The organism is Staphylococcus sp. GDY8P57P (assembly GCF_017892585.1).
Taxonomy (GTDB): domain Bacteria; phylum Bacillota; class Bacilli; order Staphylococcales; family Staphylococcaceae; genus Staphylococcus; species Staphylococcus borealis.
In genome coordinates, this window is sequence record NZ_JAESLK010000033.1 from 26,996 (window position 1) to 37,940 (window position 10,945).

Here is a 10,945-nt window from a genome sequence, read left to right on the forward strand (position 1 = left end):
GCAATCGTAAACCATTGACATAGCAGTATGTTAGAGATTTTAAATTTTAGGGTATAATTATTTTTAAGTTTTAAAGTAAATAATTTGAGTCTATTTTTAATCAGTTTGCAACAAACGCAAAAATGAATTTAGACGAAGACAAATGTCATTAAAGATAAATTTACGTATATATACATCGATAAAAATCGATAAATCAAACACCAAGTTACTTAAGCATACATAGAGTTGGCAGATTAAGGATATATGCATGATACGTATGTCCACTGATCTCGAAAATAATTTTTCAGAAAGAATATTAAAGGTGAGATATCATGGTACAACGTGGCTATGGGGAGTCTAACGGCAAAATAATATTAATCGGGGAGCATGCAGTCACATTCGGTGAACCTGCAATTGCGATTCCGTTCACTTCAGGAAAAGTAAAAGTCTTAATTGAAAGTTTAGAAAAAGGGAATTACTCAGCAATTCAAAGTGATGTCTATGATGGACCACTTTATGATGCGCCAGAACATTTGAAATCGTTAATAGGGCATTTCGTTGAAAATAAAAAGGTAGAAGAGCCGTTATTAATTAAAATTCAAGCTAATTTACCCCCATCTAGAGGGTTAGGTTCAAGTGCAGCAGTTGCTGTAGCTTTCATAAGAGCAAGCTATGATTATTTAGGCTTACCATTAACGGATAAAGAATTATTAGAAAATGCAGACTGGGCAGAACGTATTGCACACGGTAAACCAAGCGGTATAGACACAAAGACGATTGTGACAAATCAACCTGTTTGGTATCAAAAAGGTGAAGTTGAAATATTAAAGACATTAGATTTAGATGGCTATATGGTTGTTATCGATACAGGTGTCAAAGGTTCAACTAAGCAAGCAGTTGAAGATGTCCATCAATTATGTGATAACGACAAAAATTACATGCAAATTGTTGAACATATTGGATCTTTAGTGTATTCAGCAAGTGAAGCCATTGAGCATCATAGTTTTGATCAATTAGCAACAATCTTTAATCAATGTCAAGATGACTTAAGAACATTAACAGTAAGTCACGATAAAATTGAAATGTTTCTTCGTTTAGGAGAAGAAAATGGATCGGTCGCTGGCAAGTTAACAGGTGGCGGTCGAGGTGGCAGTATGCTTATCTTAGCTAAAGAATTGCAAACAGCTAAGCGTATTGTCGCTGCCGTTGAAAAAGCTGGTGCACAACATACATGGATTGAGAAGTTAGGAGGATAAACCATTGAAAAAGAGTGGTAAAGCACGCGCACATACGAATATTGCACTGATTAAATATTGGGGTAAAGCAGATGAAGCATTAATTATTCCAATGAATAATAGTTTGTCAGTTACACTAGACCGTTTCTACACTGAAACGCGTGTTACATTTGACGACACATTGACTGAAGATCAGTTAATCCTAAACGGGGAAACTGTAAACGCTAAAGAAAGCGCTAAGATTCAACGTTATATGGACATGGTTCGTAAAGAAGCAGGTATTTCAGAACATGCACTTATTGAAAGTGAGAATTTTGTTCCGACAGCTGCAGGATTAGCGTCTTCAGCGAGTGCGTATGCTGCATTAGCTGGTGCGTGTAATGAAGCTCTACAATTAGGTTTGTCTGATAAAGACCTTTCACGTTTAGCGCGTCGTGGTTCTGGTTCAGCATCGCGAAGTATTTATGGCGGATTTGCTGAATGGGAAAAAGGGCATGATGATGAAACGTCTTATGCACACCGTGTTGAATCCGACAATTGGGAAAACGAATTGGCTATGATTTTTGTAGTCATTAATAATAAATCTAAAAAAGTATCTAGTCGCTCGGGCATGTCATTGACACGTGATACGTCTCGCTTTTATCAATATTGGTTAGATCATGTTGAACCAGATTTGAAAGAGACAAAAGCGGCAATTAGTCAAAAAGATTTCAAGCGTATGGGTGAAGTGATAGAAGCCAATGGTTTACGTATGCACGCTACAAATTTAGGTGCACAACCGCCATTTACATATTTAGTACAAGAAAGTTACGATGCAATGCGCATCGTTCAGGAATGTAGGGAAGCGGGTTTACCATGTTACTTTACAATGGACGCGGGACCTAATGTCAAAGTGTTGATCGAGAAGAAAAATCAACAAGCCATCGTAGATAAATTTTTACAAGCATTTGATCAATCAAAAATCATCACAAGTGATATTACACAATCAGGAGTCGAAATAATTAAGTAAGGAAGAGATATAATGATTCAGGTGAAAGCACCAGGAAAGCTTTATGTAGCAGGCGAATATGCAGTGACTGAGCCGGGATATAAGTCTGTCTTAATTGCGGTCGATCGATTTGTGACTGCTACGATTGAAGCTTCAAATGAGGTAACAGGTACGATTCACTCAAAGACACTACATTATGAGCCTGTAACGTTTAATAGCAATGAAGATAAAATAGATATCTCTGATGCCAATGCTGCGAGTCAATTGAAATATGTTGTAACTGCGATTGAAGTTTTTGAACAATATGCAAGAAGTTGCAATATTGAATTAAAGCACTTTCATTTAGAAATTGACAGTAACTTAGATGATGCTTCAGGTAATAAGTATGGGCTTGGTTCGAGTGCAGCTGTCTTAGTATCTGTTGTTAAGGCTTTAAATGAGTTTTACGATATGCAATTGTCTAATTTATATATTTATAAATTGGCGGTCATTTCTAACATGCGACTACAAAGTTTAAGTTCATGTGGTGATATAGCTGTCAGCGTGTATAGTGGATGGCTAGCTTATAGTACGTTTGACCATGATTGGGTTAAACAACAGATGGAAGAAACTTCAGTTAATGAAGTACTAGAAAAGAATTGGCCGGGACTTCATATTGAACCACTACAGGCACCAGAAAATATGGAAGTGTTAATCGGGTGGACAGGTTCACCTGCATCATCACCACATTTAGTTAGTGAAGTCAAACGCTTGAAATCAGACCCTTCTTTCTACGGAAGATTCCTTGATCAATCGCATGCGTGTGTTGAAAACTTAATTTATGCCTTTAAAACGAATAACATTAAAGGTGTTCAAAAGATGATACGACAAAATCGCATGATTATTCAACAAATGGATAATGAGGCGACGGTTGATATCGAAACTGTAAATTTAAAATTATTATGTGATATTGGAGAACGTTATGGCGCTGCTGCTAAGACATCAGGAGCTGGCGGTGGTGACTGTGGTATCGCAATTATCGATAATCGTATCGATAAAAATCGTATTTATGATGAATGGGCATCTCACGGTATTAAACCGTTGAAATTTAGAATTTATCATGGACAATAATCATATTCGCACGTAAACGAGTGGGACTAAATTCAAATGTTGAATCAATGTCTTGCTCTTTTTTAATGAAAGTGCGCATGACTTTTAATGATTTGCTTGAATTTTTTAGTAAAAGGAGTAAAATAATTAGAGTTAAATTTATTGATGCGTATGTAAAACTTTTTAAAAAATTTATATAGCAATGACAATATAGAAAGGTAGGTGGCAAGGTGAAAAATAAATTCTTAATTTGTGATGAATGTCAGGCGGTTAATATTAAAACGTTGAAGAGAAAACTAGAGAAGTTAGATCCAGAAGCAGAAATTGAAATTGGTTGCCAATCTTATTGTGGTCCTGGACGTCGAAAAACGTTTGCTTTTGTCAATAATCGTCCACTTGCTGCGCTTACTGAAGACGAACTATTAGAAAAAGTCACAGCCCAGCTTAAAAAACCAAGAGATCCGGAAGAAGAAGAGCGTCTAAGAAAACGTAATGAAGAACGTAAACGTCGTAAAGAAGAACAAGACCGCAAGCTAAAAGAAAAATTAGCTAAACGTAAAGCGAATAAATAATTAAATGTTAGTATAAATTAAGCTATGAATGTATTCTAATCTGAATATTGTCGTAGCTTTTTTAATGTTAAAAAAAGCGGGAGTGGGACAGAATTCTTTTTAAATTCGTTGTCCCACCCCCGCAAGGGTGACTAGAACTGAGAAAAGCTTGAATTAAGCGATTGCTCAGTTCAGTCAGCTACTGCGAATTTGCAAAATAGCTTCATTATATTATTTTTGTCCCGGACGCTTAATTAGGTTTAATCCTATGACATTACAACAACGTTAGTTGCTTGTTCGCCACGCTGACCTTCAGTAATATCGAAGTCAACTTTTTGACCTTCTTCTAAAGTTTTGTAACCTTCACCAGCGATACCGCTGAAGTGTACGAATACGTCGTTACCATCTTCTCTTTCGATGAAACCAAAACCTTTTTCTGCGTTAAACCATTTTACTGTACCGTTATTCATATAGAATACCTCCATGTGCTTTTGCACGAATATTTGTAACAAATTCATTTATAAAAAAGAGAGTATTCTAGACAAACACACTACATTTAAATTCACGAGCTTTTATTACGTTAGATTAACTATAACTGTTATTCATTAATAAGTAAAGCTTTTTATTTTTAAAAATATTGATAAGTTGAAATTATATCTCTCCATGCACTAATATGACAACGTTTTGGCACATAAAAAATATTTTAAATATTAAATAAATCATTAAATGATTCGACGATAGTTGGGTGCGTATAAATCGTATCTCTCAATGTTTGATAAGGAATATGCTGATCGATAGCTAATTTAATTAAGTTGATAATTTCTTCAGATTCTTTACCGTAAAGGGTAGCACCTAAAATCATATCGTTATCTTTGTTTATAACTACTTTGAAAATTCCACGCGCATCATTATTAATCTTATGTCTTGGAATTTGAGAGACAAGTAATGTATTTTCTATATAATTATAGCCTTGAGACTGTGCTTCTTTAGCCGTTAAACCAACTCGAGATAATGGTGGGTCAATAAAGACAGAGTAAGGGATTGTACCACGGTTCCCCGTTGTTCGCGAACGATCTCCAAATAATTCAGACTGCAGTATTCGAAAATCATCTAGCGAGATATACGTAAATTGTAGTCCACCTTTGACATCTCCTGCTGCATAAATGTGGGCAACTGATGTCTGTAAATGCGCGTTCACTTTAATTTCACCACGTTCGCCAAGTTCAATATCAGTGTGTTCAAGTGCTAAGTCAGTGTTAGGTACACGTCCTGTCGCTAACAGTACGGCATCAGCTGAGAAATTACCTTGAGTAGTTACAACTGTTGTGTGATTGCCCTCATTTTTAAATGCTTGTGTTTCTACATTTGTAATAAACGAAATGCCTTTATCTTCTAAATCTTTAAGTGCATAGGCAACCACGTCTTGATCTTCTCGTGGCATGATTTGTGAACCATATTCTAAAACAGTAACTTTAGTACCAAAATTTGCAAACATTGAAGCAAATTCTAAAGCGATATAGCCACCGCCAATAATTACTAAATGTTTCGGTTGATATGAAATATTTAATAATCCACGTGAATCATATAAATGTTGTGCGGTCTCTATCCCTTTGATAGCAGGAATATTTGATTTCGCACCAGTATTAATAATAATCTTATCTGCTGTTAATGTCTGAGCAATAGTACCATCTTCGCTTACAAGATTGACTTCAGTATTTGATTTAAATTGAGCTTTGTAAGTGAATACATCAATATTTGCATCATTTGCTAAGTTATCATAATTTTTCTTATTTAATGCGCGAACTACGTCTTTTTTTCTTGAAAAGGCAGAACCAAAATCTGTACCGTCAATACCATCATGCACGAGAACTTTAGAAGGTATACAGCCGTGATTGATGCATGTACCGCCAAAATTATCTGACGATTGTTCTACTAAAGCAACGTGTTGACCTTGTGCTGCTGCATATTTGGCAAGTGTTTTACCTGCTTTACCGAAGCCAATAACTAATAAATTATAATGTGTCATATGTTGTGTCCTCCTGAAGTGTATCTTTGATGACGTCCTTAATTGTCAAGTTACGATAAAAGTTGAGCACTAGGGCAGTTTCTTGCGCTTTATATTTAGTCATGGTGGTTGCAATATGCTTAGAAATCGTACAATGACTCTCTTCACTACCAGTGAAAATACGTTGCGCAGGGGATTTATCTAACACAAAAAGTTGATACAGCGTATCTAACGTAATCGTGGGTGTAATCTCATTTGCTCGATAACCACCGCCTTTACCACGACGTGTATCAATAAATTGTTGGTTATTAAGTATTGTAGCAACGCGTCTTAGTTGCACTGGATTAAGACAAGTAAGTGCTGCTAATTCCTGACTATTGAAATGTTCCTCTGAGTGCTTAGTGAGAAAGCTTAGCACGTGTACTGCAATGTTAAATTCTAAATTCATAGTATACCGCCTTTAATGTAACTTGATTAGTTACATTAAAGTATATCTTATATAAAATGTCAATATGAATGTCTTAATCAGAATGGGGTAAACTACAAGTAGTAATATTTGAATAAAGGAGCGAGTATGAATGGCAGATTTAGTACAATTAGGTAAATCAGATGTTCGTGTATTTCCAATCGCATTAGGTACCAATGCAGTAGGTGGCCACAATTTATATCCAAATTTAGATGAAGAACAAGGAAAAGATGTTGTGCGCAAAGCAATTGATAATGGCATTACATTGCTCGATACGGCATATATTTATGGTCCTGAACGTTCGGAAGAATTAGTTGGCCAAGTGGTTCAAGAATACCCACGTGAACAAGTGCAAATTGCGACGAAAGGTTCTCATGTTATTAAAGATAATGATGATGTCATTCAAAACAATGACCCAGATTATTTAAAACAACAGGTTGAGAATAGCCTGAAACGTCTTCAAGTAGATTATATTGATTTATACTATATTCATTTTCCTGATGAAAATACACCGAAAGATAAAGCAGTTGCAGCCTTAAAAGAACTTAAAGATGAAGGTAAGATTAAAGCAATTGGGGTCTCTAACTTCTCATTAGAACAACTTAAAGAGGCAAATAAAGATGGCTATGTAGATGTAGTGCAATTAGAATACAACTTATTACATCGTGAAAATGAAGATGTAATGGCATACGCGGCTGAAAATGATATTACATTTATTCCTTATTTCCCACTAGCGTCAGGTATCTTAGCTGGTAAGTATGAGGAAAATCAAACGTTTGATGATCATCGTGCGCCTCGTCGTGACTTCCAACCAGAGGTATTTAATGATAATGTGCGTCGAGTGAAACAATTGCAAAGTATTGCAGAAGCCCACAATACATCTATCGCCAATGTGGTTCTAGCATTTTACTTAACTCGTCCAGCGCTAGATGTAGTGATTCCTGGTGCGAAACGTGCTGAACAAGTTGTAGAAAATATTGAAGCGGCTAATATTCAATTAACAGATGATGAATTGAAAAAAATCGACGAACTATTTCCGATTGAATAACAAACGCGGATATAAAATAAATTGAAGTAATTTAAGCTCTTACACCGTTTATATTTGTGTAAGAGCTTTTTTAGAAACTTGAATAAATAGTAATGATTCTTTTTTATTTTAGGAAAATGCACATATATCATATGAAATAAGGGTACTAGGCAAATATGCGAATATTAAATTAATATGAAGTATTGATGTAGCGAACAAATTTAAAAATAATGGCATATTTTAAATATAAATTAAGAGAGAGGGATAGACATGATTACAGTTTTATTTGGAGGCAGTCGTCCAGAGGGGAATACAGCACAACTTACTAAGTATGCAATAGAAGGATTAGCCTATAATTGGATTGATTTAACAGATTACCAATTTAATCCTGTAAGAGATTTCCGTCATGATAATAAAGACATTACTAATTATACCGACGATTATAAACACATCATTGATCAAGTATTAGAAAGTGATACGGTGATCTTCGCATCACCAGTTTACTGGTACAGTATATCTGCATCTTTAAAGGCATTTATTGATCATTGGTCTGAAACAATGGTTGATCCAAATTATAGAGACTTCAAAGAACGAATGGCAAAGAAAGATTTCCGTCTTATTTTAGTTGGTGGAGATTGTCCGAAAGTGAAAGCGAAGCCTTGTATTACACAAATGAAATATACGTTAGATTTTATTGGGGCTGAACTTAACGGCTATATTATCGGTACAGCTGAACGACCAGGAGATATTTCGAAAGATACATTTGCATTCGAAAGAGCTAAAGAATGGAATGAAACACTAATGTAGATTTTGATGAAAGGTACGATAAATCACATCGATAAATACGCTATATTGAGCGATTGTATAACTACTGTGATATAATTTCATTATTAATTCCATAGTAAAGTCAGGAGAATCAAGTATGTTTAAAGTCAGAGAAGCCACATCAAATGACGTCGTAGCAATTAGAGATGTTGCTACTAAGGCATGGTATAACACATATTTAAATATTTATGCAGCATCAACAATTAATGAACTATTAGCTGCTTCTTATAATGAGCAACATTTAAAGAAACGCTTAGAAGAACAATTATTTTTAGTAGCCGAGGATAATGATGAAATTATAGGCTTTGCTAATTTTATTTATGGTAAAGAACTGTATTTATCTGCGCATTATGTACATCCAGAATATCAACACAAAGGTTACGGTTCTAGCTTACTTAAGCAAGGGTTAGAACAATTTGATGGTAAATATGATGCAGTATATTTAGAAGTTGATAATAAAAATAAAGGTGCTATTCAATATTATCAAAATAATGGTTTTGAAATCGTACGTTCTTATCAACCAGAAATGTATGGAGAACAAATGGATTTAGCTTTAATGAAAAAAAGTATATAATCCCTATCACTATACTGTAATGAGAGGAAGGATTTATTTGACGCAAACACCTTATGTTGAACAGAAATTAGCTGAAGAGAAGGTATTTAAAGACCCTATCCATAAATATATTCACGTCAAAGATCAACTTATTTGGGATCTCATTAAAACGAAAGAGTTTCAACGTTTACGTCGTATTAAACAATTAGGTACATTATATCTTTCTTTTCATACTGCAGAGCATAGTCGATTTGGTCACTCTTTAGGTGTATATGAAATCGTACGTCGTATGATTGATGAATCATTTGTTGGGCGTGATGCGTGGAATAATGCAGATAGACCATTAGCTTTATGTGCAGCATTATTACATGATTTAGGGCATGGTCCATTTTCACATAGTTTTGAAAAGATATTTAATACAGATCATGAGGCATTTACACAAGCCATTATTACAGGACCTACTGAAGTGAATGAAGTCTTAAGTCGTGTATCTGATACTTTTCCTAAAGAGGTCGCGGATGTTATTAATAAAACACATCAAAATAAACTTGTCATTTCTATGATTTCATCTCAAATTGATGCCGATCGAATGGATTATTTGCAAAGGGACGCTTATTTTACTGGTGTCTCTTACGGTACATTTGATATGGAACGTATTCTACGTTTGATGCGACCTTCAAAAGATGAAGTACTCATTAAAGAAAGTGGGATGCATGCTGTAGAGAACTTTATAATGAGTCGTTATCAAATGTATTGGCAAATATACTTTCATCCGGTTAGTAGAGGCGGGGAAGTTTTACTAAATAATTGTTTGAAACGCGTCAAACAATTGTACAACGAGGGTTATCATTTTAAAATGTATCCTGAAGATTTTGTTCCTTTCTTCGAAGAGAAGGTTACAATCGAGCAATATGTTGATTTAGATGAAGTCGTAGTGCTTTATTATTTAAAGCGATGGATACAAGAAGATGATGCCATTCTTAGTGATTTAGCACGTCGTTTTATCAATAGGGACTTGTTTAAATATATTCCATTTGATGGTTCAATCATTACTATTACTGAACTGCAAGAGCTGTTTATAGAGGGACATATTGATCCTAATTATTATTTCGTTAGTGAAGCTTTCTCTGATTTGCCTTATGATTATGATCGACCAGGATCTAATAGACAACCAATACATTTATTAAGACGTGATGGTAATATTAGAGAAATTAGTAGCCAATCACTTGTTATTTCTAGTATTACGGGTATTAATCGTGAAGATTATAAATTGTACTATCCTAAAGAAATGATTCTTAATATCGATAATCCACAAATTAAGGGTTCAATTATTAATTTACTTAATGAATTGAATTAAGCCATTGAAACTTTAATATATAACACATAATATAGAAATTATGAATTTAAGTTTTCGGAGGTGTCATGTGTGTCTGAGAATAAAGGTTTTAAATTTAATATTATCAAGAATGACCCGCTTGACGGACATAAAGGAACGAATATTGGTGCAATTAGTTTAGATAATATTGCCCCAGTATTTATAGATGTAGCTAATAAAGAGGCGTTTATTGATATAGGTGGTATGCATGCGCGTGCTCAAGTTGAAAAAGGTGTTAAATGGATAACTGACAAATCGGAAGTCGAAGGCGAAGAAGCTAAAGAATATTGGCTTTGTTGGGTGACAACTGAGCGTAGTGAAACTGGACCGTACTATGCCGGTGTTACTGCATGCTATTTATTAGTTAACAAGTCTATACGCCGTGGTTATAAGAGTATGCCTGAACATGTCAATATGATGGATAAGTCTATGAAACATAAAATTATGATTGATCATATTGGCGAAGAAAATAAAAAAGTGTTGAAAGACTTTTTAAAATCGCACAATGAGGATATGTGGAATAATTCGAATGACGAATTATTCAAAGCTTTTGAATAGTATAAACAGTACTAAGCGTGGGACGCTACTCTTAATAGCCAGTAAGTGAATTTTAATAAGTTCATTTACTGGCTTATTTTCATACATTGATAAAGTATGTCAGTCTCATTTCGCTTAGGTTGTAAAGAAATTCTTAGATAGATATTCACTCGTCTAAGTTGTTTCGCTTTCCTGTGGGAAAGGCTCTAAAGTAGTTCTTTGATTTTAATCATTAGAACTACTTACTTAAGTGTTTAAACACTTAAGTTCCTCAACCCCAGCTTGCTTTGCTTGTAGAATTTCATCAAGAAATTC

General features: G+C 34.6%; 12 protein-coding genes. 9 read left to right on the forward strand and 3 right to left on the reverse strand.

Annotated elements, in window-relative coordinates; genetic code table 11:
* The first annotated feature begins 311 nt into the window (after positions 1-311).
* The 4 genes from mvk (at position 312) to KA878_RS10590 (ending at position 3,863) form a co-directional block, all read left to right on the forward strand.
* Positions 312-1,235 carry a mevalonate kinase gene (gene mvk, locus KA878_RS10575; RefSeq protein WP_053031392.1) on the forward strand — a complete coding sequence of 308 codons (924 nt, stop codon included), beginning with the start codon at positions 312-314 and terminating at the stop codon, positions 1,233-1,235.
* 4 nt (positions 1,236-1,239) lie between these two features.
* Positions 1,240-2,223, forward strand: coding sequence for a diphosphomevalonate decarboxylase (gene mvaD, locus KA878_RS10580; protein WP_075109119.1), 984 nt, complete (start codon positions 1,240-1,242; stop codon positions 2,221-2,223).
* 12 nt (positions 2,224-2,235) lie between these two features.
* A complete protein-coding gene (locus KA878_RS10585) occupies positions 2,236-3,312 on the forward strand; it encodes a phosphomevalonate kinase (RefSeq protein WP_193839701.1) in 1,077 nt (358 codons plus the stop codon).
* 209 nt (positions 3,313-3,521) lie between these two features.
* Positions 3,522-3,863: a YuzB family protein gene (locus tag KA878_RS10590; RefSeq protein WP_070854315.1), complete on the forward strand. Its 342-nt coding sequence runs from the start codon at positions 3,522-3,524 to the stop codon at positions 3,861-3,863.
* Positions 3,864-4,108: 245 nt separating this feature from the next.
* On the opposite strand, the gene KA878_RS10595 is transcribed toward KA878_RS10590, so the two are convergent.
* The 3 genes from KA878_RS10595 to hypR form a co-directional block, all read right to left on the reverse strand.
* Positions 4,109-4,312: a cold-shock protein gene (locus KA878_RS10595; RefSeq protein ID WP_053031400.1), complete on the reverse strand. Its 204-nt coding sequence runs from the start codon at positions 4,310-4,312 to the stop codon at positions 4,109-4,111.
* 233 nt (positions 4,313-4,545) lie between these two features.
* Positions 4,546-5,868: a hypothiocyanous acid reductase MerA gene (merA, locus tag KA878_RS10600; protein ID WP_193839700.1), complete on the reverse strand. Its 1,323-nt coding sequence runs from the start codon at positions 5,866-5,868 to the stop codon at positions 4,546-4,548.
* Positions 5,855-6,295: a redox-sensitive transcriptional regulator HypR gene (hypR, locus tag KA878_RS10605; protein ID WP_193839699.1), complete on the reverse strand. Its 441-nt coding sequence runs from the start codon at positions 6,293-6,295 to the stop codon at positions 5,855-5,857. The genes merA and hypR overlap by 14 nt, the downstream gene beginning before the upstream one ends.
* Positions 6,296-6,425: 130 nt before the next feature.
* Here hypR and KA878_RS10610 point away from each other — a divergent pair, with 130 nt between their 5' ends.
* From KA878_RS10610 to KA878_RS10630, 5 genes are all read left to right on the forward strand, one after another.
* Complete coding sequence (locus tag KA878_RS10610) at positions 6,426-7,361, forward strand: aldo/keto reductase (protein WP_053030783.1); 936 nt, start codon at positions 6,426-6,428, stop codon at positions 7,359-7,361.
* Between the two features lie 249 nt (positions 7,362-7,610).
* On the forward strand, positions 7,611-8,147 hold the full coding sequence (locus KA878_RS10615) for a flavodoxin family protein (protein ID WP_075109124.1): 537 nt from the start codon (positions 7,611-7,613) through the stop codon (positions 8,145-8,147).
* Between the two features lie 115 nt (positions 8,148-8,262).
* Positions 8,263-8,739, forward strand: a complete 477-nt coding sequence (locus KA878_RS10620; protein ID WP_053030779.1) for a GNAT family N-acetyltransferase — start codon at positions 8,263-8,265, stop codon at positions 8,737-8,739.
* Between the two features lie 19 nt (positions 8,740-8,758).
* Complete coding sequence (locus KA878_RS10625; protein ID WP_176747931.1) at positions 8,759-10,075, forward strand: HD domain-containing protein; 1,317 nt, start codon at positions 8,759-8,761, stop codon at positions 10,073-10,075.
* Positions 10,076-10,144: 69 nt separating this feature from the next.
* Complete coding sequence (locus KA878_RS10630; RefSeq protein WP_075109125.1) at positions 10,145-10,651, forward strand: YwhD family protein; 507 nt, start codon at positions 10,145-10,147, stop codon at positions 10,649-10,651.
* The last annotated feature ends 294 nt before the right edge of the window (positions 10,652-10,945 follow it).

Bases quoted from the DNA above. Each gene is read 5' to 3' on its own strand.
- mvk (WP_053031392.1), top strand. From the start codon at position 312: ATGGTACAACGTGGCTATGGGGAGTCTAACGGCAAAATAATATTAATC.
- KA878_RS10585 (WP_193839701.1), top strand. From the start codon at position 2,236: ATGATTCAGGTGAAAGCACCAGGAAAGCTTTATGTAGCAGGCGAATAT.
- KA878_RS10595 (WP_053031400.1), bottom strand. From the start codon at position 4,312: ATGAATAACGGTACAGTAAAATGGTTTAACGCAGAAAAAGGTTTTGGT.
- merA (WP_193839700.1), bottom strand. From the start codon at position 5,868: ATGACACATTATAATTTATTAGTTATTGGCTTCGGTAAAGCAGGTAAA.
- hypR (WP_193839699.1), bottom strand. From the start codon at position 6,295: ATGAATTTAGAATTTAACATTGCAGTACACGTGCTAAGCTTTCTCACT.
- KA878_RS10610 (WP_053030783.1), top strand. From the start codon at position 6,426: ATGGCAGATTTAGTACAATTAGGTAAATCAGATGTTCGTGTATTTCCA.
- KA878_RS10615 (WP_075109124.1), top strand. From the start codon at position 7,611: ATGATTACAGTTTTATTTGGAGGCAGTCGTCCAGAGGGGAATACAGCA.
- KA878_RS10620 (WP_053030779.1), top strand. From the start codon at position 8,263: ATGTTTAAAGTCAGAGAAGCCACATCAAATGACGTCGTAGCAATTAGA.
- KA878_RS10625 (WP_176747931.1), top strand. From the start codon at position 8,759: ATGAGAGGAAGGATTTATTTGACGCAAACACCTTATGTTGAACAGAAA.